The organism is Brevundimonas aurifodinae (assembly GCF_040195595.1).
Classification (GTDB): domain Bacteria; phylum Pseudomonadota; class Alphaproteobacteria; order Caulobacterales; family Caulobacteraceae; genus Brevundimonas; species Brevundimonas aurifodinae.
Genome location: NZ_JBEGDD010000006.1, coordinates 40181 through 65524 on the forward strand (window position 1 = coordinate 40181; position 25344 = coordinate 65524).

25 protein-coding genes are annotated in these 25344 nt (G+C 68.8%); 21 read left to right on the plus strand and 4 right to left on the minus strand.

What is annotated here, in order from left to right; all coding sequences use genetic code 11:
• Positions 1-70: 70 nt before the first annotated feature.
• From ABN401_RS08385 to ABN401_RS08400, 4 genes are read left to right on the plus strand one after another with little or no spacing between them, the layout of a single operon-like run.
• Positions 71-712, plus strand: a complete 642-nt coding sequence (locus ABN401_RS08385) for a TetR/AcrR family transcriptional regulator (protein WP_349684388.1) — start codon at positions 71-73, stop codon at positions 710-712.
• Entirely contained in the window at positions 709-1515 is an 807-nt protein-coding gene (locus tag ABN401_RS08390) for an ABC transporter substrate-binding protein (protein WP_349684389.1), read from the plus strand. The genes ABN401_RS08385 and ABN401_RS08390 overlap by 4 nt, the downstream gene beginning before the upstream one ends.
• Entirely contained in the window at positions 1512-2492 is a 981-nt protein-coding gene (locus ABN401_RS08395) for a FecCD family ABC transporter permease (protein ID WP_349684390.1), read from the plus strand. Before ABN401_RS08390 ends, ABN401_RS08395 begins: the two co-directional genes overlap by 4 nt.
• A complete protein-coding gene (locus ABN401_RS08400; protein WP_349684391.1) occupies positions 2489-3253 on the plus strand; it encodes an ABC transporter ATP-binding protein in 765 nt (254 codons plus the stop codon). Before ABN401_RS08395 ends, ABN401_RS08400 begins: the two co-directional genes overlap by 4 nt.
• On the opposite strand, the gene ABN401_RS08405 is transcribed toward ABN401_RS08400, so the two are convergent.
• The gene (locus ABN401_RS08405; protein ID WP_432763537.1) at positions 3241-5325 is read right to left on the minus strand and encodes a lytic transglycosylase domain-containing protein; all 2085 of its coding nucleotides are present in this window, start codon (positions 5323-5325) and stop codon (positions 3241-3243) included. The two genes, ABN401_RS08400 and ABN401_RS08405, sit on opposite strands and share 13 nt — an antisense overlap.
• A gap of 96 nt (positions 5326-5421) precedes the next feature.
• Between ABN401_RS08405 and dapA the strand changes: the two genes are divergently transcribed.
• Positions 5422-6303 (plus strand): 4-hydroxy-tetrahydrodipicolinate synthase, encoded by an 882-nt coding sequence (gene dapA, locus ABN401_RS08410; RefSeq protein ID WP_349684393.1) that lies wholly within the window; start codon positions 5422-5424, stop codon positions 6301-6303.
• On the plus strand, positions 6303-6800 hold the full coding sequence (gene smpB, locus ABN401_RS08415; RefSeq protein WP_349684394.1) for an SsrA-binding protein SmpB: 498 nt from the start codon (positions 6303-6305) through the stop codon (positions 6798-6800). The genes dapA and smpB overlap by 1 nt, the downstream gene beginning before the upstream one ends.
• A 388-nt stretch (positions 6801-7188) precedes the next feature.
• On the opposite strand, the gene ABN401_RS08420 is transcribed toward smpB, so the two are convergent.
• The 3 genes from ABN401_RS08420 to ABN401_RS08430 all read right to left on the minus strand — a co-directional run bounded on the left by ABN401_RS08420 (position 7189) and on the right by ABN401_RS08430 (position 8851).
• Positions 7189-7386: a hypothetical protein gene (locus tag ABN401_RS08420; RefSeq protein WP_349684395.1), complete on the minus strand. Its 198-nt coding sequence runs from the start codon at positions 7384-7386 to the stop codon at positions 7189-7191.
• A 141-nt stretch (positions 7387-7527) separates the two neighbouring features.
• Positions 7528-8160: a uracil-DNA glycosylase gene (locus ABN401_RS08425; RefSeq protein WP_349684396.1), complete on the minus strand. Its 633-nt coding sequence runs from the start codon at positions 8158-8160 to the stop codon at positions 7528-7530.
• A 148-nt stretch (positions 8161-8308) separates the two neighbouring features.
• On the minus strand, positions 8309-8851 hold the full coding sequence (locus ABN401_RS08430; RefSeq protein WP_349684397.1) for a LabA-like NYN domain-containing protein: 543 nt from the start codon (positions 8849-8851) through the stop codon (positions 8309-8311).
• Here ABN401_RS08430 and folK point away from each other — a divergent pair.
• From folK to dxr, 15 genes are all read left to right on the plus strand, one after another.
• Positions 8850-9431: a 2-amino-4-hydroxy-6-hydroxymethyldihydropteridine diphosphokinase gene (gene folK, locus ABN401_RS08435; protein WP_349684398.1), complete on the plus strand. Its 582-nt coding sequence runs from the start codon at positions 8850-8852 to the stop codon at positions 9429-9431. The genes ABN401_RS08430 and folK overlap by 2 nt on opposite strands.
• Positions 9432-9633: 202 nt before the next feature.
• On the plus strand, positions 9634-9993 hold the full coding sequence (gene rpoZ / locus ABN401_RS08440) for a DNA-directed RNA polymerase subunit omega (protein ID WP_349684399.1): 360 nt from the start codon (positions 9634-9636) through the stop codon (positions 9991-9993).
• 68 nt (positions 9994-10061) lie between these two features.
• The gene (locus tag ABN401_RS08445) at positions 10062-12275 is read left to right on the plus strand and encodes a RelA/SpoT family protein (protein WP_349684587.1); all 2214 of its coding nucleotides are present in this window, start codon (positions 10062-10064) and stop codon (positions 12273-12275) included.
• An 87-nt stretch (positions 12276-12362) separates the two neighbouring features.
• Entirely contained in the window at positions 12363-12452 is a 90-nt protein-coding gene (locus tag ABN401_RS16410) for a hypothetical protein (RefSeq protein WP_490424184.1), read from the plus strand.
• A gap of 72 nt (positions 12453-12524) precedes the next feature.
• Entirely contained in the window at positions 12525-12914 is a 390-nt protein-coding gene (locus ABN401_RS08450; RefSeq protein WP_349684400.1) for a GIY-YIG nuclease family protein, read from the plus strand.
• Complete coding sequence (gene dnaE / locus ABN401_RS08455; RefSeq protein WP_432763538.1) at positions 12901-16353, plus strand: DNA polymerase III subunit alpha; 3453 nt, start codon at positions 12901-12903, stop codon at positions 16351-16353. The genes ABN401_RS08450 and dnaE overlap by 14 nt, the downstream gene beginning before the upstream one ends.
• Positions 16354-16446: 93 nt before the next feature.
• A complete protein-coding gene (locus tag ABN401_RS08460; protein ID WP_349684402.1) occupies positions 16447-17022 on the plus strand; it encodes a DUF4142 domain-containing protein in 576 nt (191 codons plus the stop codon).
• A gap of 210 nt (positions 17023-17232) precedes the next feature.
• Positions 17233-18126, plus strand: coding sequence for a 30S ribosomal protein S2 (gene rpsB, locus ABN401_RS08465; protein ID WP_349684403.1), 894 nt, complete (start codon positions 17233-17235; stop codon positions 18124-18126).
• A 248-nt stretch (positions 18127-18374) separates the two neighbouring features.
• On the plus strand, positions 18375-19319 hold the full coding sequence (tsf, locus tag ABN401_RS08470; RefSeq protein ID WP_349684404.1) for a translation elongation factor Ts: 945 nt from the start codon (positions 18375-18377) through the stop codon (positions 19317-19319).
• Positions 19320-19441: 122 nt separating this feature from the next.
• On the plus strand, positions 19442-21061 hold the full coding sequence (locus ABN401_RS08475) for a M20/M25/M40 family metallo-hydrolase (protein ID WP_349684405.1): 1620 nt from the start codon (positions 19442-19444) through the stop codon (positions 21059-21061).
• Between the two features lie 115 nt (positions 21062-21176).
• Positions 21177-21923, plus strand: coding sequence for a UMP kinase (pyrH, locus tag ABN401_RS08480; RefSeq protein WP_349684406.1), 747 nt, complete (start codon positions 21177-21179; stop codon positions 21921-21923).
• Positions 21924-21955: 32 nt separating this feature from the next.
• Positions 21956-22513 carry a ribosome recycling factor gene (gene frr, locus ABN401_RS08485; RefSeq protein WP_349684407.1) on the plus strand — a complete coding sequence of 186 codons (558 nt, stop codon included), beginning with the start codon at positions 21956-21958 and terminating at the stop codon, positions 22511-22513.
• Positions 22514-22550: 37 nt separating this feature from the next.
• Positions 22551-23306: a polyprenyl diphosphate synthase gene (gene uppS, locus ABN401_RS08490; RefSeq protein ID WP_349684408.1), complete on the plus strand. Its 756-nt coding sequence runs from the start codon at positions 22551-22553 to the stop codon at positions 23304-23306.
• Positions 23306-24121 (plus strand): phosphatidate cytidylyltransferase, encoded by an 816-nt coding sequence (locus ABN401_RS08495; protein ID WP_349684409.1) that lies wholly within the window; start codon positions 23306-23308, stop codon positions 24119-24121. The genes uppS and ABN401_RS08495 overlap by 1 nt, the downstream gene beginning before the upstream one ends.
• Positions 24118-25314: a 1-deoxy-D-xylulose-5-phosphate reductoisomerase gene (gene dxr / locus ABN401_RS08500; RefSeq protein ID WP_349684410.1), complete on the plus strand. Its 1197-nt coding sequence runs from the start codon at positions 24118-24120 to the stop codon at positions 25312-25314. The genes ABN401_RS08495 and dxr overlap by 4 nt, the downstream gene beginning before the upstream one ends.
• Positions 25315-25344 lie beyond the last annotated feature (30 nt).

The window sequence follows — 25344 nt, forward strand, 5'->3', positions numbered from 1 at the left end:
GGTCCGCGATCGGGTCTATGCACGGGCGTTCCCGTCGCGCCCCGGCGCAGAGTCTGTCTGGAGCGGCCGCTTGTCCGTCGTATCGCCCATGCCTCGCGAAGCCGCCAAACGCTCCGCACGAAAGCCCAAGGGCGAGGGCCATGCGCGACGGGCGGAAATCCTGGACGCCGCCGAGCGAATCTTCGTCGAGGTGGGATACGAAGGCGCGACCATCCGCCGGATCGCCGATGAGGTCGGGCTGTCCTCGACGGCGCTCTACATGCACTTCTCCGAGAAGAGCGAGATTCTGCACGAAATCTGCAGCGGAGCCTTCAGACGCCTGACCGAAGCCAACGCCGTCGTCATCGCCGCCGATGCCGCCCCGGAGGTTCGGCTGCGGCGATTGCTCGAGGCCTACGTCGATTTCGGCTTCGCCAATCCGAACGCCTACCGGCTGATCTATCTGACCCGACCCGTCGAGGCGCGCGAGGCCGAGAGCGCGGCCCAGGGTCCGGGGGCGGAACTCTATCGATCGTTCGAGGCCGTGGTGGCCTCGGTCCAGGCCGAGGGGCGGCTGAACGGCGAGGTGCGGGTCGTGGCGCAGGCGCTCTGGGCCGGGGCCCACGGCATCGTCTCGTTGATGATCACCAAGCCCTATTTCGACTGGGTGGATCGATCGACGCTGACGCGCGCCCTGATGGACGCCCTGTTCGTCGGGTTCCTGAAGCCTTGAAGACGAGGACATGGGCCCTGGCGGCGGCGGTCTGGACGCTGACCGCGCCGAACGCGATGGCGCAGGCACCGACGCGGATCCTGTCGCTGGACCAGTGCGCGGACCAGTATGTGCTTGCGCTCGCGCCGGACGCGGACCTGTATCTGTCTCCCCGCGCGGATGATCCGGACTCCTGGATGCGAGCAGCGGCGATCGGTCGACCACGCGTCCGGCCGACGCTGGAGGCGGCCCTGGCCGTCCGGCCCGAGGTCGTCGTCCGGACCTGGGGCGGCGACCCCCGACTGCTGTGGGCGCTGGAAAGCCGAGGGGTGCGTATTCTCCAGATCGGCGACGCCAAGGAGATGGCCGACGTGCAGCGCAATACCCAGGCCGCGGCCGATGCCCTCGGCCGGCCGGACGCGGGTCGCAGGCTGGTTCACAGGATGGAGCGGACGCTCTCCCTGTCGGCGCCGAGCGGCGAAGAGCGAGGCTCTGCGCTCTACATGACGGCGGGAGGGTTCACTGCCGGGACCGGCACATTGATCGACGCCATCCTGCGGGCCGCCGGCTACGCCAACACGGCCGGGATCGTCGGCTTCGGGCCCATCAGCGTCGAACGGATCGCGGTCGCGCCGCCCCGACGGTTCGTCCTCGGCTTCTTCGACCAGCTGCGCGCGGACTGGCGCGGGGTCGGCCGCCATCCCGTCGTGCGCAGGGCTTCGGCTGGGCGGGTGGTCGCCGATCTGCCGGGCGCGGCCATTACCTGCCCGGCCTGGTTCGCGGCGGACGCGGCCCGGATGATCGCGACCGGCACCGCGCGATGACGCGTCTCACTCTCGGGCTGCTGGTCGGTCTCATCGCCGCCGTTCTGTTCGCGGTCGCTCTCGGTGAGACCGGGTTGACGGGGTCCCAGTATCTGGCCGCCCTCGGCAATCCCGCCTCGGACGGGGGTGTCGTCCTCTGGCAGATCCGGGCACCGAGGGCGATCTGCGCCTTCGTGGTCGGCGCGGCCCTGGGGCTGTCGGGGGCCCTGTTGCAGGGACTGTTGCGGAACCCTCTGGCCGATCCCGGCGTGCTGGGCGTCTCGGCGACGGCGGCGCTGGGGGCGGCCCTGGCGATCGTGGCCGGGGCGGCGGCGTTGCCCGGGGCCGTCGAGCTGGCCGCGCTGGCGGGGGCCGGGATCGCGGGTGTGCTGTTGACCCTGGTCGCGTCGCGCCTGTCTTCGCCTGAAGGGCTGATCCTGTTCGGTGTGGCCCTGTCGAGCCTCGCCGGAGCGGTGACGGCTCTGGTGTTCAATCTGTCGCAGTCGCCGATCGCCACCGCCGAGGTCATGTCCTGGCTGCTGGGCTCGGTGCAGAACCGTAGCTGGATCGACGTGGCCTGGGTCACGCCGGCCCTGCTGATGGCCTGGGGGCTGGCGACGCTGTCCAGCCGGGGCTTGCGGCTGCTGACCCTGGGCGAGGAGGTCGCGGCGACGTCCGGCCTCTCCCTGGGGCGGCTTCGCGGCGTCGTGGTCGTGGCGGCGGCCGTGGCGACCGGATCGGCGGTGGCGGTCGCCGGCGTGATCGGCTTCGTCGGGCTGGCGGCGCCGCACCTCGTGCGCGGGCTGGTGCGAGGCGATCCTGGCCGACTGCTGCTTCCGTCGGCTCTGGCGGGCGGACTGATGCTGGTGGTGGCCGACCTGATGGCGCGGCTGATCCCGACCGATCAGGAGCTGAAGCTGGGCGTCTTCACGGCCCTGGTCGGCGCGCCGTTGTTCGCCCTGATCGCCTGGCGCGCGGCGCGGGAGTGGCGGTCGTGAGCCTGGCCGAACTGTCCAATGCCCGGGCCCGGATCGGCGGCCGCGAGGTCCTGTCCGGCGTCGATGTCCGCCTCGAGGCCGGGGAGCTGGTCGCCGTGGTCGGGCGCAACGGCGCCGGCAAGACCAGCGTGCTGCGCGCCATGCTGGGCCTTCTCCCGCTGACCGGAGGCGTGGCCTGGCTGGCGGGGGACGATCTGGCCCGTCTGCCGGAGAGAGAGCGTTTGGCGCGCGCCGCCTATCTGCCGCAGGAGCGGCGGATCGCCTGGAACATGGCGGCAGTCGATATCGTGGCGCTGGCCATGCCGTTGTTGCCCGACGCGGAGGCGAAAGACCGCGCCGCCCGCGTCCTCGACGACCTCGAAGGCGGCCATCTGGCCGATCGCGGCGTGGCCGACATGTCGGGCGGAGAGCGGGCCAGGGTCCTGCTGGCGCGAGCGCTGAACGCGCCCGGACAGGCGCTGCTGCTGGACGAGCCCGTCGCGGGGCTGGATCCGGACGCCCAACTGTTCGTTCTCGACCGGCTGCGCCGCGAGGCGGACCGGGGGCGTGGCGTGATGCTGAGCCTGCACGACCTGACGCTGGCGGCGCGGGTCGCGGACCGCATCGTCGTGATGGCCGACGGGCGTGTCGTGGCGGACGCGCGGCCTGCTACCGCCTTGGCGCCAGAGATCCTGCGAGACGCCTTCGGACTGAACGGCGTCTGGATCCAGACCGAGGCCGGTCCGACGCTGGCGATGGGCCGTCGATCTCAGGGCGCGTAGGGACGGGGTCCGTTCGAGCCCCGCGCGATGTCCCGGGACGTCGTCAGGGGGGCCGAGCCGCCGTTCAGGCGCGCCTTGTAGACCGCCATGTTCTCCATCACCCGCATCATATAGTTGCGCGTCTCCGTGAAGGGGGCGCACTCGATGAAGTCGACCGGATCGACCCCGCCGGCCGCAGCCCCGCCGCGTGGGTCGCCACAGCGGGATACCCACTGAGGCCCCCGCGCCGGGCCGGCGTTGTAGCCGACGGTGGTCAGCAGCATCGAGCCGGAGAACTGGTTCATCAGCTCGCCCAGGTGATAGCTGCCCAAGGTCATGTTGTAGTCCGGATCCCACAGCCGTTCGGCCGAATAGGGCATGCCCAGGCGCCGGGCGACGCCCTGGGCCGTCGAGGGGAGGAACTGCATCATGCCGCGCGCGTCGGCTGACGACCGGGCACGGGGATCGAAGCTGGACTCCTGGCGGGTGATGGCCAGGCTGAAGGCGACGGGCGCTGCCCCCGGCACCTCGGGCGGGATGCGGATCGGATACTGCCGCTCGGGCATCAGATAGCCGCGCTGACTGGCCGCGCGGCCGACCATCATGGCCGCGAAACCGTCGCCGTAGCCGCGCGTCATATCCATCAGGAGCGCCAGATCGGTGGCGCCGGGCAGGACGTCGTCGGCGTGATAGGCGAAGACGCGGTACAGGCTCATCTCGCCGGTCTCGCCCAGGATGCGCGTCGCCCGGACCAGCTCATTGGCCTCGAAGCGGGCGCGGTCGGCGTCGGTGATCGTGGGGTCGGCGGGCAGGGTCAGGGTGGTGACGCCCGCCTTCTCGGCCGCCAGTTGCCCGTAGAAGGTCTGGATGTGTCGCCCGCCGGCCTGATAGAAATTCTGGGCGGAGGCATTGTCTCCTTGAGCCTCGGCGGCCCGGCCCAGCCAGTAGAGGGCCCGGCCCTGGGTGATCGGGGTCTGGGACGACTGGCGCAGGGTCTCGAAATGCTGGGCAGCCCTGGCCGGATCGTTCAGCTTGGTCAGGGCGACCCAGCCGGCGAAGAATTCGGCATCGACCTTGCGCTCTCCCCCCGGGAAGCCATGGCCGGCCATGGAATTGTAAGCGGCGCGCCAATTGCGGCGCTCCAGGGCGTCGAGGAAGTAGTTGCGACGCTCGGACCACAGGCTGTTCTGGCCCTCGGCGTGAGACGGGGCCGGGGGCAGGTCGGCGAGGACGGCGAAGCCCTCGGACTGGCGATCGGCGGCGCGCAGGATGCGGGCCCGCTCGAAGGCGACGGCCGGGTCGGCCGCCTGGGCCGGCGTCAGATTGGCCACCACGGCGTCGGCGCTATAGGCCGTGCGCAGCGCCATGGCGGCGTTGGCGACGGTCTGGCGCTCGGGCGAGACGAGGCTGACCATGGCGCGGGTCGCCGGACCGTGCGGCCCCAGCAGCAGCATGTTCAGCCGCGCCTCGTGATCGGCCTGGGTCAGCCAGCCGCCCCAGCGACCCAGGATGCGGGTCTGGGTGTCGGCTTCGAAGCTGCGGGTGCGCCACCAGTCGCCGATCAGGGCCCGGGCCTCGTTGACGCGACCGCGCTGTTCCCAGGCGTCGGCGAGGGCGATCGCGCCCTCCACAGTGACCGGCGGGCGCTCGCCGAAGAAGGCCAGGGCGGCGTCGGGGCCGACGGCGGCGCGGTCCAGGGCCTGTTCACCGGCGCTGAGGCGAGACTCAGCGCGCGGCCAGCCATCCAGGGCGCGAATGTCCCGGGACAGTTCCGCGTAGGACAGCTGTTCGGCGGAGGTGTCGATCAGGGCCCATTCGACCAGTTTCCTCGCGGTGGGATCGCCGATCGAGGCGATGGCGTTGCGAGTGCCCACCACGTCGCGGGCGCGGGCGGCGGCCAGGCCCTGACGGAACAGGGCGGTATCGGCGTCGCTGAGGATGCGCGCCTGATAGCCGGCGGTCGGAACGACGGTGCCGGACTGCTGATAGGGCGTGCCCTGGCGGTTCAGGTCCGCGGTCGATTGGGGAATCGGCGCGAGGGCGGCGATGAGCGCCGCCAGGCTGGTCGCAAGTATCAAGTGTCCGATCCCCATATGTGACGGTTGCGGGTTCGACCCCGGCAACCTACCCTCTCGCGCTCTTCAAGCGGCGAATGCCGCCCATCCCCCACGCAAGGTTCGACTGTTCCAATGACCGCCCCCTTGTTCAAGGGCGTGATCACCGCCCTGATCACACCTCTTCGTGACGGAAACGTGGACGATGACGCATTCGCCGCCCTGCTGGAGCGCCAGATCGCCGCCGGCGTGCACGGCGTCGTCCCCGTCGGCACGACCGGAGAGAGCGCCACCCTGACGACAGAGGAGCACAAGGCCCTGGTCGCACGCTGCGTCGAACTGGCGCGCGGACGGGTCAGGGTGATCGCGGGGGCAGGAGCCTCGGCGACGGGAAAGGCCATCGAACTGGTCCGCCACGCCAAGACCGTGGGGGCGGACGGAGCCCTGGTGGTCACCCCCTATTACAACCGGCCCTCGCAGGCCGGGCTGAGGGCGCATTTCGAGGCGATCGCGGAGGCCGTCCAGCTTCCGGTGCTGCTGTACAACGTGCCGAGCCGGACGGGCGTCGATCTGGCGGACCAGACGGTGGCCGAGCTGGCGGCCCATCCGAACATCGTCGGCATCAAGGACGCGACCGGCGACCTGGGTCGCGTCAGCTGGATGCGGGCCCAGATCAGCGGGCAGTTCGACCTGATCTCCGGCGATGACGCCAGCTTCCTGGGCTATTGCGCGCACGGCGGGGTCGGGGTGATTTCGGTCACGTCGAACGTCGCGCCCGAAGCCATGGTGGCCTTGTGGAACGCGATCCAGGCGGGCGACCTGGCGCTGGCCCGATCGTGGCAGGATCGGCTGATCGGGCTGCACAAGGGTCTGTTCGCAGACGCTTCGCCGTCTCCGGCCAAATACGCCCTGTCCCGGCTGGGGCTGTGCGGCGAGGAGGTGCGTCTGCCGCTGGTGCCCACGCGGGCGGACGCTCGGCCCCTGATCGACGCGGCGATGGCGGCGGCGGGCCTCTGATGGCACCGGCCCCCAAGAAATCCGGGGAGAAGGCCCCGATCACCAAGGCGAAGACCATCGCCGAGAACCGGCGTGCCCGGTTCGATTACTTCCTCGAGGACAATCTCGAGGCCGGGATCATGCTGCTGGGCACCGAGATCAAGGCTCTTAGGATGGGGCGGGCCAATATCGCCGAGAGCTATGCGGCGGTGGAGGGGCGCGAGATCGTGCTGATCAACGCCGACATCCCGCCCTATGCCCAGGCCAACCGCTTCAACCACGAGCCGCGTCGGCCCCGAAAGCTGCTGCTGCACCGAAAGCAGATCGATCGGCTGATCGGGGCGGTCCAGAAGGACGGCCAGACCATCATTCCGATCCGGCTGTATCTGAACGACGACGGCAAGGCCAAGCTGGAGATCGCGCTGGCCAAGGGCAAGAAATTGCACGACAAACGCGAGGCCTCGGCCGACCGCGACTGGGCCCGCGACAAGGCCCGGCTGATGCGGGACAAGGGCTGAGGCCGCCGGATTTCAGACTTTGAAAAACGCGTGCGAACCGTCTGAATAGTGCGAAATCGGCGGTGCTGACGCGAGATCAGGAGACGCGAGATCAGGACGGGCGCTTTCGGTCGTATACACCGTTGGCTCAACCCCCCCCCCGTCATCCTCGGACTTGATCCGAGGATCGGACGCAGGCCGGGCTCGCTCGGAGACGAGGGGCGAGATCGCGGGTTGTGTAGACTTTCGAGTCGCGGACAGTCCGATCCTCGGATCAAGTCCGAGGATGACGGAGTGGGGTGGTCGAAGTCCAACCCGCTCTCACCGTGCTTCAAGATGTCAAAGACCGCTTTAGCGGCAGTCTAGACGACGCCTACGTCAGTTCTGGACGTAGGGGAGCGGCGCTCGCTCAGAATTTGGCGAGCGGCTGCGCGTCGATGACGTTGGGCAGGCTGGGGGCCGACATCGAGGAGCCGTAGAGGCCGAGCGAGGGGCGGAACATCCCCTCCAGCGCCATGATGCCGAGCGTCAGCACGCCGGCGGTCAGGAGCACGATCAGCGCGATCCGGCGCTCGTTGGCGGTGAACAGACTGGGTTTCTTACGCATGGCAGCCCCTCCCGGCTGAACCCTGAAAACGCGAGCGTGGTGGACACGTTCCGTCTTGGTTTCCCTATCACGGCTGCGCTCTGATTCGTGTGTCCGGGGCACCACACTCGCCTGTCAGGCGAGGTTATCGGCCGTTGACCATCAGGGCTCGATCAGGGCCCGGGCGCGCTGAAAGATCGCCTCGAACATCTCGGGCGTCAGGCGGCCGGTGTTCGTGTTGAGGCGTGAGCAGTGATAGCTGTTCAGCAGGGTCCAGGGGCCGACGGAGGCCTCGACCCCATGGCCGGCCGGGGCGGCCGAGGCGGGCAGTCCCAGGGCCTTCAGCACGTTCTTTCGCGAAATATCGCCCAGCGTCACGATCACCTTCAGCCGGGGCAGGGCGGCGAGGCGGTCGATCAGGAAGGGGCGGCAGGTCGCCTCCTCGATCGGCAGGGGCTTGTTGGCGGGCGGGGCGCAGCGCACGGCGTTGGTGATCATGCAGTCCACCAGCGTCAGACCGTCGTCGGGGCGGGCCTCGTACCGGCCGGTGGCGAAGCCCGTCTTCAGCAGGGTCTCGTACAGGATCACGCCCGCCCCATCCCCGGTGAAGGGGCGGCCGGTGCGGTTGGCACCGGTGCGGCCGGGGGCCAGGCCGACGATCAATAGGCGCGCGTCCGGATCGCCGAACGAGGGGGCCGGGCCGTTCCACCAGTCGGGATGCTGGGCCGCGTTCTCGGCGCGGTAGGCGACGAGGCGGGGGCAGAGCGGGCAGTCGCGGGGCGGTTCCGGGTTCATCTGAACCCTCCGCTCATCCCGGCGAAAGCCGGGACCCAGTTCTGTTGTAAGGCAGGGTGTCGGGGATCGGGAACGAGCCCGATCTTGCAAAGCCATCGCCCAAAGCACTGGGTCCCCGCTTTCGCGGGGATGAGCGGAAAGAGAATGATCACGGACGCTCCCCCCTCGGCCGTCCGTAGTCGATCATCAGATCCGCCAGTTCGACGAAGTCATCCGCCTGGCGACGCAGCTCGTCGGCGATCTGGGGCGGCTGGCTGCGCAGGGTGGAGACCACGGTCACTCGGGTGCCGTGGGCCTGGACCGCCTGGACCAGGCGGCGGAAGTCGCCGTCGCCCGAGAACAGAATGGCGTGGTCGATGCGGGGGGCGAGCTCCAGCATGTCGACCGCGATCTCGATGTCCATATTGCCCTTCATCCGGCTGTGCCCCTGGGCGTCGGTGAAGCGTTTGACCGGCTTGGTGACGACCGAAAAGCCGTTGTAGCCCAGCCAGTCGACGAGGGGCCGCACCGCCGAGAACTCTTCGCCCTCGACGACGGCCGTGTAATAATAGGCGCGAACCAGGACGGCTTTCTCCCGGAACCCCTCGAGCATGCGCTTGAAGTCGAGGTCGGCGTTCAGGGCCTTGGTCGCCGAATGAAGATTGGCCCCGTCGATGAACAGGGCGAGGCGATCGGTCGGGTAAAGCGTCATGGAAATCTCTGCAGAGAATACGGGTCGTCCGGTCAGCGTCGAAATAGACGGCGACCTCGATCTGGACGCGGCCGTCTTCGTCGCCATCGGCTGCAATGACAAGGGGGTGTGGGCCGACTGCGCCGAGGCGCTGGAGGCGGCCCTGGCGCGGTTCCGGTCCGAGGGCGTCGACGTGGTGGCGCGGTCGTCGTGGTGGCGGTCCCAGGCTTGGCCCGACCCGACGGATCCGCCTTTCCTGAACGGGGTGGTGCGGGTGCGGACGGCGCACGATCCCCATGCCCTGATGGCGGCCCTGGGCCGGATCGAAGAGGCCTTCGGGCGGCGACGGGGGCCGAGGAACGCGCCCCGGACGCTGGACCTGGACCTGATCGCCTATGGGCGCGAGCACGGGGACTGCGGCGGCCTGATCCTGCCGCACCCCCGGGCGGCGGAGCGGCTGTTCGTCATGGGGCCGCTGGCGGAGATCGCGCCGGGGTGGCGGCATCCGGTGCTGGGAGAGACGGCGGAGGCGCTGCAGAGGCTGGCCGAGGTGGGCGCGGATGCGAGGCCCCTCTCCACACTCCGTCATCCGCGGGCTTGACCCGAGGATCGGACGTCGAGCGGCCTGTGCGACCGGTCATTCGCACGAGCGGGCGGTCAATCCGATCCTCGGGTCAAGCCCGAGGATGACGGCGGGGAGGGGGAAGGGCTTTCTTTCGCCGCCCCAAATCCGCCCGTGTGGCGTTGCACAACAGGCTCTCTATCTGTATGCAGCGCGGTTCTCTCCGCCTCGAAGGATTCCCATGGCTCGCGTCACCGTCGAAGATTGCATCGAGAAGGTCCCGAACCGGTTCGGCCTGGTCCTGCTGGCCGGCAACCGTGCCCGCGCCATCGCCAACGGCGCGCCCCTGACCATCGATCGCGACAACGACAAGAACCCCGTCGTCGCCCTGCGCGAGATCGCCGAGGAAACCGTCAAGCCGGACGAGCTGACCGAAACGGTCGTCGTGGCCCTCCAGCGCGTCGATGAGCGCACGGAAGCCGAGGACGAGGCGGAGATCGTCGGTCTGCTGGCCGAGCCGCAGCACATGAACATGGCCGAGGCCGAGCTGATCCGCGCGCTGCAGAGCGACCGCGACGGCGGGCAGGAGGAGCGGTACTGACGGCCGAACCCGCCAACGGTATCACCATCCTCCCGGCGCGGTCCGGCAAGACCCCGCCGCCGACCCTCATCGCCAATGATCTTGCATCGCCGTCGGACGCCGTTCCGGCGGCGAAGCGCATTACGGTCCTGCGCCAGTTCGAGCTGATCGAGGCGGTCAAGGCCTATGATCCCACCGCCGACGAGGCCCTGCTGAACCGGGCCTATGTCTACGCGATGAAGATGCACGGCTCGCAGCTGCGGGCCTCGGGCGACCCCTATTTCGCCCACCCGATCCAGGTCGCGGGCATCCTGACCGACTACAAGCTGGACACGGCGACCATCGTCACCGCCCTGCTGCACGACGTGGTCGAGGACACCTCGGCGACGCGGGACGACATCGCCTCCATGTTCGGCGAGGAGGTCGCGGTCCTGGTCGAGGGCGTGACCAAGCTGAGCCGGCTGGAGCTGCAGGCCGAGCACACGCGCCAGGCCGAGAACCTGCGAAAGTTCATCCTGGCCATCAGCCGCGACGTGCGGGTGCTGCTGGTCAAGCTGGCGGACCGTCTGCACAACATGCGGACGCTGAAATACGTCAAGCCCGAGAAGCGCGAGCGGATCAGCCGCGAGACGCTGGAGGTCTATGCGCCGCTGGGCCGGTCGATCGGCATCCACTCCATCGCCTCGGAGCTGGAGGAGCTGGCGTTCGAGCATCTGAACCCGACCGCCCGCACCGCGATCGAGCGGCGGCTGGAGGCGTTGAAGCTGGAGCACGGCAAGGCGACCGAGGGGGTCTCGACCGAGATTCAGCAGGTCCTGTCCGAGGCCGGGATCAAGGCCCGCGTCTATGGTCGTCAGAAGACGCCCTATTCGATCTGGAGGAAGCTGCAGAGGAAGTCGGTGGGCTTTTCCTCCCTGTCCGACATCTATGGCTTCCGCGTCCTGGTCGAGGCCGAGGACGATTGCTACCGCGCGCTCGGCGTCATCCACCGCGCCTGGCCGATGGTGCCCGAGCGGTTCAAGGACTTCATCTCCACGCCCAAGTCGAACAACTATCGCAGCCTGCACACCACGGTGGTGGGCCCGGGTGGCCTGCGGATCGAGATGCAGATACGCACCGAAGCCATGGACCGCGTCGCCGAGGACGGGGTCGCGGCGCACTGGGCCTACAAGAACACCTCCTACGGCTTCGACCAGGAGGCGATGGAGCGGGAAGGGGGCCGCGACCCCCTGCAGAACCTGCGGCATCTGGTGCAGGTCATCGAGCACGGTGAGGGCGGCGAGGACTGGGTAGAGCACGCCAAGCTGGAGATGTACCTGGATCAGGTGTTCGTCTTCACGCCCAAGGGCCGGCTGATCACCCTGCCCCAGGGGGGCATGCCGCTGGACTTCGCCTATGCCGTCCACACCGAGGTGGGCGATACGGCCGTGGGGGCCAAGATCAACGGCGAGCTCAAGCCGATGCGCACCCGGCTGCAGAACGGCGACGTGGTCGAGATCATCCGGGGCAAGAAGCGCGAGGCGCCGGCCGACTGGCGCTCGCTGACGGTCACAGGGCGGGCGCGCTCAGCGATCCGGCGCCACATCCGTTCATCGGAGCGCGACGAGTTCCAGAAGCTGGGCAAGTCGACCCTGGAGCAGACGCTTGGGCGGGCGGGTAAAACACTGTCCGATGTCAAGCTGACCCCGGCGCTGGAGACCCTGGCCCTGGCGACCGAGGACGACCTGTTCGACGCCATCGGGCGCGGGCGGCTGTCGGCCAACAAGGTCGCCGAGACCCTGTTCCCCGGGCTGAAGGGCACGCTGGTCACCGGGTCCGACAAGAAGAAGATCGCCGACGACAAGGCGCGGCTGTTCGTGCGCGGCGGCGGGCTGACGCCGGGCGTCTCGATCCATTTCGGCGAATGCTGCACCCCGGTGCCGGGCGACCGGATCGTCGGCATCCTGGAGCCCGAACAGGGCCTGACCGTCCACGTCATCGACTGCCAGCGCCTGGCCGATTTCGCCGACGACGACAGCGTCTGGAACGACCTGCAATGGACGCCCCAGGCTGAGCAGGGGGCCGTCGGCATGGCCCGATTCCGGGCCACCATCCAGAACGCGCCGGGCGTGCTGGGCCAGGTGGCGACGGTGATCGGCGAGGCGGGCGGCAACATCCTGAACCTGAAGATGGCCCACCGTCAGTCGGACTTCTTCGACGTCGATCTGGACGTGGAGGTGGCCGACGCCAAGCACGCGACGACGATCATGGCCGCGCTGAGGGCCAACCCGGCTGTGGATACGGTGGAGCGGTCGCGGGGGTAAGTCGGCCGCACCTGTCGGCAAAGCTGTTGACGAGAACAAATCCGCAACATAGAACATTCCCGGAACATGCAATCTGGGGATAAGGCGATGACCAAGGTGGTTCGAGAGACGCTGTCGCTTGCATCGTGCGGCGGCTTTGTCTGGATGGTGTGGCAGGTCGCCCTGCTGGCGAGATGAGTCGCTGATCCACCCCCCTTCCGCTCATCCCCGCGAAAGCGGGGACCCAGTGAGAGCCGCGAACCAACACCGATGAGCTTCTTCACCTACATCGTGGCGAGCGGGCGGAACGGGACGATCTATGCGGGCTCGACCGAGGACCTGAGGGTCCGCGTGCATCAGCATAAGGACAAGGCGTTCGACGGGTTTGCGGCGCGGTACGGCTTGGATCGGCTGGTCTGGTACGAAATCCATGACAGCCGCGATGCGGCCTTCGCGCGGGAGCGGCGGATCAAGAAGTGGCTCCGGGTGTGGAAGCTGGAGCTGATCGAGTCCGTGAACCCCGCGTGGGATGATCTGATGGACGCGTTTCGGCTCGGAGACCTCCTCGATGCCAAGGACTGGGTCCCCGCTTCCGCGGGGATGAGCGGAGAGGAAGGGGCCGAGGGCGGGGCCAAAAGAAATGAGGATGGCGATGTCTGAGCCATCCCAGGGCTTCGTCCATCTTCGCGTCCGCTCGGCCTATTCGCTGCTGGAGGGCGCGATCAAGGCGGGGAAGGTCGGCAAGCTGGCGGCCGATCACGGCATGCCGGCGGTCGGGGTGGCGGACCGGGCCAATCTGTTCGGGGCGCTGGAGTTCTCCGAGGCCGCCAAGGGGGCGGGGGTGCAACCGCTGATCGCCTGCGCCCTGCCGGTTACCGGCATCGGCGGACGCCGGTCGGAGCGGTGGTCCAAGATCCCGACGGTGGTCCTGATCTGCCAGACCGAGGCGGGATGGCGGAACCTGTGCGCCCTGTCGTCCATGGCCTATCTGGAGGCCGGGGACGAGGAACCCAATGTGCCCTGGGAGGCCGTCGCCGCCCGGTCCGAGGGGCTGATCCTGCTGTCCGGCGGGCCCGACGGGCCGGTCGACCCTCTGTTCGTCCAGTCCAAGCCAAAGGACGCGGCCGAGGCGCTGGCCGAGATGGCGCGGGTGTTCGGCGACCGTTTCTATGTCGAGCTGCAACGCCACGGCCTGCCGGACGAGGTGGCGGCTGAGCGGGGGCTGGTCGAATGGGCCTATGCCAACGATGCGGCGCTGGTGGCGACCAACGACGTCCACTACGCCAAGCGCGAGCAGGCGCGGTCGCACGACGCCCTGCTGTGCATCGCCGACGGGGCCTTCACCGGCCAGGAAGACCGCCGCCGCATTACGGACCAGCACTATTTCCGCACGGCGGCCGAGATGCGGGCCCTGTTCGCCGACCTGCCCGAGGCCTGCGACGCGACCATCGAGATCGCGCGGCGTTGCGCCTTTCTGGTCAAGACCCACCCGCCGATCCTGCCGCGCTTCGACGCCGGGGATGGGCGCACCGAGCCCGAGGAACTGCTGCATCAGGCGCGCGAGGGGCTGAAGGCGCGGCTGAAGCAGGTCACCCCCGCCGTGCCCGAGGCCGAATACTGGACCCGGCTGGAGTGGGAAGTCGGGATCATCGTCCAGATGGGCTTCCCCGGCTATTTCCTGATCGTGTCGGACTTCATCAAATGGGCGAAGGCGCACGGCATTCCGGTCGGGCCGGGCCGGGGGTCGGGGGCAGGCTCGCTGGTGGCCTGGGCCCTGACCATCACGGACCTCGACCCCTTGCGGTTCGGCCTCCTGTTCGAGCGGTTCCTGAACCCTGAGCGGGTCTCCATGCCCGACTTCGACATCGACTTCTGTCAGGAGCGACGCGAGGAGGTGATCGGCTATGTCCAGGAGCGGTACGGCCGCGACCGGGTGGCCCAGATCATCACCTTCGGCACGCTGCAGGCCCGCGCGGTGCTGCGCGACGTCGGCCGGGTGTTGCAGATGCCGCTGGGGCAGGTCGATCGTCTGGCCAAGATGGTGCCGAACAATCCGGCCAACCCCACGACCCTGGCCCAGGCCATCGAGATCGAGCCCCGCCTGAAGGAGGCGCGAGACAACGACCGGGCGGTGGCGACCCTGCTGGAGACCGCGCTGGAGCTGGAGGGGCTGTACCGCAACGCCTCGACCCACGCGGCGGGCATCGTCATCGGCGACCGGCCCCTGGTCGAGCTGACGCCCCTGTACCAAGACCCGCGCTCGGACATCCCCGCGACCCAGTTCAACATGAAATGGGTCGAGCCGGCGGGGCTGGTGAAGTTCGACTTCCTGGGGCTGAAGACCCTGACGGTGCTGGACCGGGCGCACGGATACCTGTCGCGACGCGGGGCGGCCGTCGATTTCAACCTGCTGCCGCTGGAGGACGCGGCCACCTATGAGCTGATGGCGTCGGGCCAGACGGTCGGGGTGTTCCAGCTGGAATCCCAGGGCATGCGCGACACCCTGAGGAAGATGCGATGCGGCTCCATCGAGGAAATCACGGCGCTGATCTCGCTGTATCGGCCCGGGCCGATGGAGATGATCGACACCTACATCGATAGGAAGTTCGGCCGAGCCGAGGTCGACTACCTGCACCCCAGCCTGAAGGAGACGCTGTCGGAGACCTACGGCGTCATCATCTACCAGGAGCAGGTGATGAAGATCGCCCAGATCCTGGCGGGCTACAGCCTGGGCGAGGCCGACCTTCTTCGCCGGGCCATGGGCAAGAAGAAGAAGGAGGAGATGGACGTCCAGAAGGCGCGCTTCATCAAGGGCGCCTCGGATCAGTCCGTGCCGGAGGCCCAGTCGGGCGGCATCTTCGACCTGGTGGCCAAGTTCGCCGGCTACGGCTTCAACAAGTCCCACGCCGCCGCCTATGCGCTGATTTCGTATCAGACCGGCTGGCTGAAGGCGAACCATCCGGTCGAGTTCTTCGCCGCCTCGATGTCGCTGGATCTGTCCAATACCGACAAGCTGGCGGTCTTCTATCAGGACGCGCGAAAGTTCGGCGTGCCGGTGAGGGCGCCCGACGTGAACGCCTCCTCGGCCGACTTCGACGTGAGCTGGGAGGGCGAGACGGGCGCGGTGCTCTATGCGCTGGGCGCCGTCCGCAACGTAGGCCTCGAGGCCATGAAACACGTCGTCGAGGTGCGCGAGACCGGGGGCCGGTTCGCCGACATCTTCGACTTCCTGGAACGGGTCGATCCGCGCGCGGTCAACAAGCGGGCGCTGGAGGGGCTGGCCAAATCGGGGGCCTTTGACAGCATCCACGCCAACCGTCGCCAGCTGTTCGAACAGGCCGACGTCTTGATGGCCTATTGCCAGAGCGTGGCGGCCGAGCGGGCCTCCTCGCAGGTCAGCCTGTTCGGCGCGGACCAGGCCAGCGCGGCGCGGCCCCGGCTGAAGGCGGTCGAACCCTGGGTCGGACCCGAGCGGCTGGACCACGAACTGTCGGCCGTCGGCTTCTATCTGTCCGGCCACCCGCTGGAGGACATGGAGGGGGCGCTGCGCCGGAAGCGCGTGACCTTCGCCGCCGAGGCGGTGCAGCGGGCCGAGCAGGGCGACACCGCCTTCCTGATGGCCGGGGTGGTTCGTCGTCGTCAGGAGCGGGCGAGCGCCAAGACCGGCGAGAAGTTCGCCTTCTGCGCCTTCTCCGACCCGACCGGCGAGTTCGAATGCCTGGTCGGAGCCGACCTGTTGAGGACCAGCCGCGAGATGCTGGAGGTCGGGGCGGCGCTCTTGGTGCGTGTCCGGGCCAAGTCGGCGGACGGTGAGGTCCGGTTCTTCGCCGACGAGATCCGGCCGCTGGACACCGTGGTCGATGACTCGGTGGCCGAGCTGCGCGTCCACGTCTCCTCGCGCGGCACGGACCCGGCGGCGATCCAGGCGCGGCTGTCGCGGGCCGAGGCGAAGGGCAAGGGCGGCGAGATCACCCTGGTCGCCTCGCTGGACGGCCGGCGAGAGATCGAACTGAGGCTGCCCGGCCGCTATCGGCTGGATGGCGCGTTGAGGGGCGCGCTGAAGTCCGCGCCGGGCGTGCTGATGCTGGAGGATGCCTGAGCGTCGCCGACGGCACGCCTTGGACGATGAGCCGTCTCCGGGAACCCAGGCCCGTTCTCGCCAGTTGGATCAGGGCTTGAAGGGAGAGCCACCATGCTGAGAACACTATTCGTCGGTGCCGCCTGCGCCGCCCTGCTGGCCGGATGCAATCAGGCCGAGGATCAGGACCCCGTGAACGCCGTGCAGGACGCCGCCTCGGCTCCCGTCGGCCAGATGTCGGCCGCGACCATGGGCGCGAACACCGTCGGCGGCTATGTGCCCAACGCCGCCATGGGCGACATGTACGAAATTCAGGCCGCCGAGATCGCCATGGAGCGGACCCAGAACGCTCAGGTGCGCGAACTGGCCCAGATGATCATGACGGACCACCGCGCGGCCAGCGAGAAGATGACAGCCCTCGCGCCCCAGGCCGCGCCGAACGTCACCCTGCCGACCGAACTGGACGAGCGACGCCAGGGCCTGATCGACAACCTGCGTACCGCCGACGCCGCGGCCTTCGACCAGGTCTATCTGGATCAGCAGGTCGCCGCCCACCAGGAGGCGCTGACGCTCCACCGCGGATTCGCCGACAACACCGACGCGCCGCAACTGGCCACCCACGCCCGCGAGGTGGTGCCCAAGATCGAGATGCATCTGGAACGCGCCCGCGCGCTGCAAGAGGCGATGTAGACCGCGACTCCAGCGGAAAACAGCCGGCGAGGCCACGGGCGACCGTGGCCTCGCTTGCGTTCGGGCCCGATCCGGCGTAAGGCGCGCCCCACTTCACACGCGAGGCGTGGCGCGGTTCGGGGAGACATCCCGGATCGCTCCGTTCCGAGGGGCTCAGCAGGGTCCTATTAGCGCCCGCGGCGGATCAATCGGATAAAGGACTGAACACAGATGGCTCTGCCTGAATTCTCCATGCGCACCCTGCTCGAAGCCGGCGCGCACTTCGGCCACCAGACGCACCGGTGGAACCCGAAGATGGAGCGCTACATCTTCGGATCGCGCTCGAACATCCACATCATCGACCTGTCGCAGACGATGCCGCTGTTCCACCAGGCGTTGGTGGCCGTGCGCGAAGTCGCCGCCAAGGGCGGTCGCGTGCTGTTCGTCGGCACCAAGCGCCAGGCCGCCGAGCCGGTCGCCGAGGCCGCCAAGCGCTGCGCCCAGTATTACATGAACAACCGCTGGCTGGGTGGAACGCTGACCAACTGGAAGACCGTTTCGGGCTCGATCGCCCGTCTGCGCGAGCTGGAAGGCATTCTGGAGCGCGGCGGCGAAGGCCGGGTCAAGAAGGAACTGGTCAACCTGGCCCGAGAGAAGGACAAGCTGGAACTGTCGCTGGGCGGCATCCGGGACATGGGCTCGATCCCCGACATCATGTTCGTGATCGACACCAACAAGGAGGCGATCGCCATCCTTGAGGCCCGCAAGCTGAACATCCCGATCATCGCCATCCTGGACACCAACTCCGATCCCGACGGCATCACCTATCCGATCCCGGGCAACGACGACGCCGCGCGCGCCATCCAGACCTATTGCGACCTGATCGCCGACGCGGTTCTGGACGGTCTCGCCGCCGGCGCCTCGGCCCAGGGCATCGACCTTGGGGCCATGGAGAACCCGGAAGAGCCGATGCTGCGCGAAGCCTCCGCTCCGGTCGCGGCCGACGCCGCTCCGGTCGCGGCCGACGCCGCTCCGGCGGGCGCCGAGGCCGTGGCCGAGGAAATGCTGGCCGCCTCGGGCGAAGAGGCTCCGGCCGTCGAAGAGACCGAACAGGCCAACGCCTGATCCTCTCCCTCCCCCGACGGGGGAGGGCAGGCGCGCAGCGCCGGGTGGGGGCGGCAAGGCGATACACAGGCGATCTGAGTCTGGCTTGCCTTGCCCGCCCCACCCGGTCTCCCCCCGGATCAAGTCCGGGGTCCGACCACCCTCCCCCGAGGGGGAGGGAGAATGGCGGAGTTGACCTGTCGAGAAACTGACATCAGGCCGGGCTAACCCCCGGCCTCAACCGCATCGAATACCCCAGGAGACCAGAAATGGCCGAGATCACCGCCGCCCTCGTCATGGAACTGCGCGCCAAGTCCGGCGTCGGCATGATGGACTGCAAGAAGGCGCTGCAGGAAACCGACGGCGACATCAACGCCGCCATCGACTGGCTGCGCGCCAAGGGCCTGTCCAAGGCCGCCAAGAAGGCCGACCGCGTCGCCGCCGAGGGCCTGGTCGCCGTCGCGTCCAAGGAAGTCGGAGCCGGCGAAGTCGGCGCCGCCATCGAGTTCAATGCCGAGACCGACTTCGTCGCGCGCAACGACCTGTTCCAGAACGCCGCCAAGTCGTTCGCCCAGCTGGGTCTGGAGCACCACACCGTCGAGGCCCTGCACGGCGCCGAGCTGGAGAACGGCAAGACCGTTCAGGACGAAGTGACCCAGATGATCGCCACCATCGGCGAGAACATGCAGCTGCGCCGCGCCGCCCGCCTGTCGGTCGACGAGGGCGTGGTCGCCTCCTACGTCCACAACGCGGTTTCGCCGGGCGTCGGCCGCATCGGCGTGCTGGTCGCCCTGCACGGCGGCGGCGACAAGGCCGCGCTGCGCGAGCTGGGCCGCAAGATCGCCATGCACGTCGCCGCGACCGCCCCGCTGTCGCTGAACACCGACGACCTGGACCCCGCCGCGATCGAGAAGGAGCGTCAGGTCCTGACCGAGAAGGCCAAGGAAGAAGGCCGTCCCGAGAACATGATCGACAAGATCGTGTCCGGTCAGATCGCCAAGTTCCAGAAGGACGTGGTTCTGACCAAACAGCCGTTCGTCATGAACCCGGACGTGACCATCGAGCAGCTGGTCGCCGACACCGGCAAGGAACTGGGCGCGCCCGGTCTGCATCTGGCCGGCTTCGTCCGGCTGGCGCTGGGCGAGGGCGTGGAGAAGGTCGAAGGACCGGACTTCGCAGCGGAAGTCGCCTCGATGATGGCCCCGCAACCCTGATCCGACCTCGGACGGAATACAAAGGGGCCGGCGAGCGATCGCCGGCCCCTTTCGCTTTTGAATTGCAGCCAAGTCGGTCTCGGGCCAAATGCCCGCCTGATTGTTTGTCCGGGGGCTTTTTCTTGATCCGTCTTCTCGCCGCTGTTTCCGCCGCCGCCGTCCTGATGGCGGGACCCGTCCAGGCCCAGGAGGTCGATCGGGCCGCCGTCAACCGGATCGTCGACCAGGGCTTCAACCATTCCGAGGTCATGCAGACCGCCGCCCATCTGACCGACCGGATCGGGGGCCGCATGACCAACTCGCCGCAGATGCGCGAGACCGAACGCTGGGCGCAGGAACGCTTTCGCGACTGGGGCCTGTCGAACGTTCGCACCGAAGGCTTCGAGTTCGGACGCGGCTGGTCGATCGTGCAATCGAGCGCCCGCATGACGAGCCCGCGTCCGATCGCTCTCAGGGCCATCCCGGTGGCCTGGACACCCGGCACGAACGGGACGGTGTCGGGCGAGGTCATCCTGGCCCCCATGGCGACGCCGGGTGATCTGGAGAAATGGCGCGGCAAGCTGGCGGGCAAGATCGTCCTGATCTCGGCCCCGACCGTGGCCCCGGATCCGACCGAGCCGGCGTTCCGACGCCTGACCGACGCGGAGCTGGCCGAGCGCAACGTCTATGGACAGCCGACACATAATCATGCGGCGACCGAACGCGGCGTGCAGAGCAGTTCGCGCGACGACTTCCCGCTGCGGCTGGACGCCTTCCTGGCCGAGGAGGGGGCACTGGGCTGGATCCGGATGGCGTACCGGGACGGCGGCCTGGTGCACGGCGCGGGCTATACACACCACGTCGGACGCACGCCGACCCTGCCGGGCATGGAGATCGCGGCCGAGGACTATCGCCGCCTCGTGCGGCTGTCCATCGCGGGGACGGCCCCGACCGTGGAGATGATGAGCGAGGTTCGTTTCCACGATGAGGACATCAACGCCTACAACGTGCTGGCCGACATCCCCGGCACGGACCGGTCGGGCGAATACGTCATGGCCGGCGCCCATTTCGACAGCTGGGTGGCGGCCGACGGGGCCGTCGACAACGCGGCGGGCACGGCCGTGGTCATGGAGGCGGCGCGCATCCTGCGGACGCTGAACGTCCGGCCCAAGCGCACCATTCGCTTCGCCCTGTGGAACGGCGAGGAGCAGGGGCTGTTCGGCTCGCTGGCCTATGTCGACCGGCACCTGGCCACGCGCGCCCCGCTGGAAGACCCGGCCCTGGCCGCCCTGCCCAACAACCGCACCTGGCGCGCCCGCTGGCCGATCCAGCCGCGCGAGGGCTATTCGGACCTGGTCGCCTATTTCAATCTCGACAACGGATCGGGCCGGATTCGCGGCATCAACGCCGAGGGCAATCTGGCCGCCGTGCCGGTGCTGGAAGACTGGCTGGAGCCGTTCGCCAGCATGGGGGCGACGACGGTGTCGCCGCGCTCGGCCGGCGGGACCGACCACGTCTATCTGCAGACCGTCGGCGTTCCGGGCTTCCAGTTCATTCAGGACCCGCTGGATTACAGCAGCCGGCTGCATCACAGCTCGCTCGACAGCTATGACCATCTGAAGCCCGAGGACCTGCGTCAGGCGGCGGTCATCCTGGCCAGTGTGCTGTTGAGCGCGGCCAACAGCGACGAGCCCCTGCCGCGAATGCCGCTGCCGACCCGTCCGACCGACACCGATCCCTTCCCGTTCCCGGGCGGAAACTGATGCCTCGCCCCGGCGCGGATCATCCAAATGCGTGATCGGCGCGTTCGGCTTTGAAGCCGGACGCGCCCTTCGTCTATGATGGCCCGCCCGATTCCGCTTTGAGACCGAGACAGCCATGCCCGCCGACAGCCCCTCCACGCGTTACAAGAAGGTGCTGCTGAAGGTGTCGGGCGAGGTCCTGATGGGGGATCAAGGCTATGGCATCGACATGAACACGGTCGACACCGTGGCCGCCGCCATCGCCCGCGTGATCGAGAGCGGCGTGCAGGTCTGCCTCGTGATCGGCGGCGGCAACATCTTTCGCGGCCTGTCGACCGCGGCCGCGGGGATGGAGCGGGCCAGCGCCGACTATATGGGCATGCTGGCCACGGTCATGAACGCCCTGGCCATGCAGAACGCTCTGGAAAAGATCGGCGTCGATACGCGGGTGCAGAGCGCCATCCCCATGGCCGCGATCGCCGAGCCCTATATCCGCAGGCGGGCCGTGCGCCATCTGGAGAAGGGGCGGGTGGTGATCTTCGCCGCCGGCACCGGCAACCCGTATTTCACGACCGACACCGCCGCCGCCCTGCGCGCCGCCGAGATGGGCTGCGACGCCCTGCTGAAGGGGACCTCGGTCGATGGCGTCTATTCGGCCGATCCCAAGAAGGACACGTCCGCGACCCGCTATGACACCCTGACCTATCAGGACGTGCTGAGCCGCGATCTGCGCGTCATGGACGCTTCGGCCATCGCCCTGATGCGCGAGTCGAAGATCCCGATCGTGGTCTTCTCGATCCGGGAGGAAGATTCGCTGCGCAAGGTGCTGAACGGCGAGGGGACCTTCACCATCATCGGCGATGCGCCCGCCGCCGCCGCCTGATAAGCCATAAGAAACGAACCGGAGACCCTGCCATGGCCAAGCCTGACCTGAAGACCTATCGCGACCGCATGGACAAGGCCGTCGACGCCCTGAAGGAGGAGTTCAGCGGCCTTCGCACCGGGCGCGCCAACGCCGGCCTGCTGGATCCGGTGCAGGTCCAGGCCTATGGCTCGACCTCGCCGTTGAACGCCGTGGCCGCCATCAGCGTGCCCGAGCCGCGCATGATCTCGGTCAGTGTCTGGGACAAGGGAATGGTGTCGGCGGTCGAAAAGGCCATTCGCAACGCCAACCTGGGGCTGAACCCTATCGTCGACGGCCAGACGCTGCGTATCCCGGTGCCACCCCTGACCGAGGAGCGTCGCAAGGATCTGGCCAAGCTGGCCGGCAAATACTCCGAGCAGCAGAAGATCGCCGTCCGCAACGTGCGCCGCGACGCCAACGACGACCTGAAGAAGGCCGAGAAGGCGGGCGATATCAGCCAGGACGAGCAGAAAAAGATGGAAACCGAGGTCCAGAAGGACACCGATGCGGCCATCAAGCGTATCGACGAAGCCTTGAAGACCAAGGAAGTTGAAATCATGCAGGTCTGAGCCGGGCTCGGACGCTGCGACAGGACTGGACAGACGGATGACGGCCCATCCCGTCGGCCTGCCGGACCCGGATGCGGGCCCCCGGCATGTCGCCCTGATCATGGACGGCAATGGGCGGTGGGCCGAGGCCCGCGCTCTGCCTCGGGCCATGGGTCATCGCGAGGGCGTCCAGGCCCTGAAGCGAACGGTGCAGGCCGCCCCGGATTTCGGCATCGAGTGCCTGACGGTCTTCGGCTTTTCCACCGAGAACTGGCGTCGGCCGGCCGAGGAGGTCTCGGACCTGATGGGGCTGGTCCGGTCCTATGTCGCCTCGGACCTGAACCGGCTGGAACGCGAGGGCGTGCGCGTCCGGGTCCTGGGCCGCCGCACGGGCCTGCCCGCCGACATCGCGGCCATCGTGGAGCGGGCCGAGCGGACCACGGCGCACAACAGCCGTTTCCTGCTGCAGGTGGCCTTCAACTACGGCGGTCGGGCCGACATCGTCGACGCGGCCCAGAGGTACGTCGATCAACTGCTGGCCGGGCAGGCGACGGGTCCGCTGGACGAGGCGGCGCTGGGCGCGGGCCTGTCGACGGCGGGAGGACCGCCGGTCGATCTGATCGTGCGCACCTCGGGCGAGCAGCGACTGTCGAACTTCCTGTTGTGGGAAGCGGCCTATGCCGAGTTGGTCTATCAGAACGTGCTGTGGCCCGATTACGGAGCCGAGGCCCTGGGCGACGCCGTGCGGCAGTTCCGGCAGCGGGACCGGCGCTTCGGCGCGATCGCGGCCCGGCCGGTGCTCGCGGCCGGCTGATGGTGTCTTTGCGCAATCTGGGCATTCGGGCGGCGTCGGCCCTGGTTCTGGCACCCCTGGCGGTGCTGGCCATCTGGGCGGGCAGCCTGTGGTTCCTGGCCATCATCCTGGCGGCTATCGTGCTGCTGGCGCGCGAATGGGCGGCGATGAGCGCGCCGGGACGGCGGGACCTGATCACCGGCGCAGTGGCCGTGGCCATCATGGCGGCGACCGTCACGGCCCATACGGGCGAGATGTCACCGGCGCTGGTGGTGCTGGTGTTCGGCGCGGCGGCGGTGGCCCTGTATGCCCGCAGGCTGGGCCTCGAAGGCGTCGACGCGGCCTATGGCGTGCTCTATCTCGGCTGGCCCGCCATCGTGCTGATCTGGCTGCGGGACGGCGATTCCGGCATCGGGCTGAGCTGGACGATCATGGTCTTCGTGGTGGCCTGGTCGTCCGACGTCATGGCCTTCCTGGTCGGCAGCGTCATCGGCGGTCCCAGGCTGTGGCCCCGCTACTCGCCCAACAAGACCTGGTCGGGGTTCGTCGGCGGCCTGATCGCCGGGTCGGCGGCCGGATGGCTGGTGGCCAGTTTCCTGCCGTTGGGCCTGTCCAGTCCGCTGTGGGGCGTTGCGCTGGGACTGGCCGGGGCCCTGGCGACCATGGCGGGCGACCTGTGGGAATCGGCCCTGAAGCGGCGTTTCGGGGTCAAGGACGCGGGCGGGCTGATCCCGGGGCACGGCGGCTTGCTGGATCGGGTCGATGGGTTGATGTTCGCCGCCGTCGTCATCGCGGCGGGGCGATTGGGAGCCATGATGCTGGACGGACCCGCATGATCGAGAAGCGCATCACAGTGCTGGGCTCGACCGGCTCGGTCGGGACCTCGACGCTGGACCTGATGGATCAGGCCGAAGCGGCGGGCACGGGACGGTTCCAGGTCGTGGCCCTGACGGGCGGGGCCAACATCGCCCGGCTGGCCGAGCAGGCGCGGCGCTGGCGACCGGCGGTGGCCGTGACGGCCGACGGGACGCGGCTGAACGAACTGACCGAGGCGCTGGCGGGCACGGGCATCGCGACGGTGGCGGGCGAGGCGGCCATCACCGAGGCGGCGACGCGGCCGACGGATCTGGTCATGGCCGCCATCGTGGGTGCGGCCGGGCTGAAGTCCGCCTGGGCGGCAGCGGCGACCGGCGCGACCCTGGCCCTCGCCAACAAGGAAAGCCTGGTCTGCTGCGGCTCCAGCCTGATCGGGCGGGTCACGGCGGCGGGCGGGCGGCTGATCCCGGTCGATTCCGAGCACTCGGCCATCTTCCAGGTGTTTCCGGCCGCCGCGCCCGAACAGGTCGCGCGGCTGGTACTGACGGCCTCCGGCGGTCCCTTCCGCCAGACCTCGCGCGAGGCCATGGCGGTCATGACGCCGGAACAGGCCGTCGCCCACCCCAACTGGAGCATGGGGGCCAAGATCAGCGTCGACAGCGCCACCATGGCCAACAAGGGCCTGGAGATGATCGAGGCGGCCTATCTGTTCGGCATGCCGGCCGGGAAGATCGACGTGGTCGTCCACCCGGAATCCATCATCCACAGCCTGGTCGAGTTCGTCGACGGTTCGACCCTGGCCCAGATGGGGCCGCCGGACATGAAGACGCCGATCGCCTGCGCCCTGGCCTGGCCTGACCGGATGGCCTGGCCCGCGCCCCGTCTGGACCTGGCGGCGCTGGGCCGGCTGACGTTCGAGGCCCCAGATCCGGTTCGGTTCCCGGCGTTGCGGCTGGCGCGCGAGGCGCTGGAGGCCGGCAAGGGCGCGCCGACCGTGTTCAACGCCGCCAACGAGGTTGGGGCGCTGGCGTTTCTTGACCGCCGTCTGGGCTTTCTCAATATTGCCGCAGTCGTCGCCGAAACGCTGGATCGGATGACGGCGACGGGGGCGGTTTCTCACGCGGGCGATGGCTGCGAGGGGGCTCTGGCGCTGGACGCCGAGGCCCGGCGCGTCGCGTCCGGCATCGTCCAGACCCTGGCCCTCGCCGCCTGACGGCGACGGTCCTGACGGAAACGGAGACGT

Coding starts and splice junctions, on each gene's coding strand:
- ABN401_RS08395 (WP_349684390.1), top strand. CDS start 1,512: ATGACGCGTCTCACTCTCGGGCTGCTGGTCGGTCTCATCGCCGCCGTT.
- ABN401_RS08405 (WP_432763537.1), bottom strand. CDS start 5,325: ATGGGGATCGGACACTTGATACTTGCGACCAGCCTGGCGGCGCTCATC.
- dapA (WP_349684393.1), top strand. CDS start 5,422: ATGACCGCCCCCTTGTTCAAGGGCGTGATCACCGCCCTGATCACACCT.
- smpB (WP_349684394.1), top strand. CDS start 6,303: ATGGCACCGGCCCCCAAGAAATCCGGGGAGAAGGCCCCGATCACCAAG.
- ABN401_RS08420 (WP_349684395.1), bottom strand. CDS start 7,386: ATGCGTAAGAAACCCAGTCTGTTCACCGCCAACGAGCGCCGGATCGCG.
- ABN401_RS08425 (WP_349684396.1), bottom strand. CDS start 8,160: ATGAACCCGGAACCGCCCCGCGACTGCCCGCTCTGCCCCCGCCTCGTC.
- folK (WP_349684398.1), top strand. CDS start 8,850: ATGGAAATCTCTGCAGAGAATACGGGTCGTCCGGTCAGCGTCGAAATA.
- ABN401_RS08430 (WP_349684397.1), bottom strand. CDS start 8,851: ATGACGCTTTACCCGACCGATCGCCTCGCCCTGTTCATCGACGGGGCC.
- rpoZ (WP_349684399.1), top strand. CDS start 9,634: ATGGCTCGCGTCACCGTCGAAGATTGCATCGAGAAGGTCCCGAACCGG.
- ABN401_RS16410 (WP_490424184.1), top strand. CDS start 12,363: ATGACCAAGGTGGTTCGAGAGACGCTGTCGCTTGCATCGTGCGGCGGC.
- ABN401_RS08450 (WP_349684400.1), top strand. CDS start 12,525: ATGAGCTTCTTCACCTACATCGTGGCGAGCGGGCGGAACGGGACGATC.
- dnaE (WP_432763538.1), top strand. CDS start 12,901: ATGGCGATGTCTGAGCCATCCCAGGGCTTCGTCCATCTTCGCGTCCGC.
- ABN401_RS08460 (WP_349684402.1), top strand. CDS start 16,447: ATGCTGAGAACACTATTCGTCGGTGCCGCCTGCGCCGCCCTGCTGGCC.
- rpsB (WP_349684403.1), top strand. CDS start 17,233: ATGGCTCTGCCTGAATTCTCCATGCGCACCCTGCTCGAAGCCGGCGCG.
- tsf (WP_349684404.1), top strand. CDS start 18,375: ATGGCCGAGATCACCGCCGCCCTCGTCATGGAACTGCGCGCCAAGTCC.
- pyrH (WP_349684406.1), top strand. CDS start 21,177: ATGCCCGCCGACAGCCCCTCCACGCGTTACAAGAAGGTGCTGCTGAAG.
- frr (WP_349684407.1), top strand. CDS start 21,956: ATGGCCAAGCCTGACCTGAAGACCTATCGCGACCGCATGGACAAGGCC.
- uppS (WP_349684408.1), top strand. CDS start 22,551: ATGACGGCCCATCCCGTCGGCCTGCCGGACCCGGATGCGGGCCCCCGG.
- ABN401_RS08495 (WP_349684409.1), top strand. CDS start 23,306: ATGGTGTCTTTGCGCAATCTGGGCATTCGGGCGGCGTCGGCCCTGGTT.
- dxr (WP_349684410.1), top strand. CDS start 24,118: ATGATCGAGAAGCGCATCACAGTGCTGGGCTCGACCGGCTCGGTCGGG.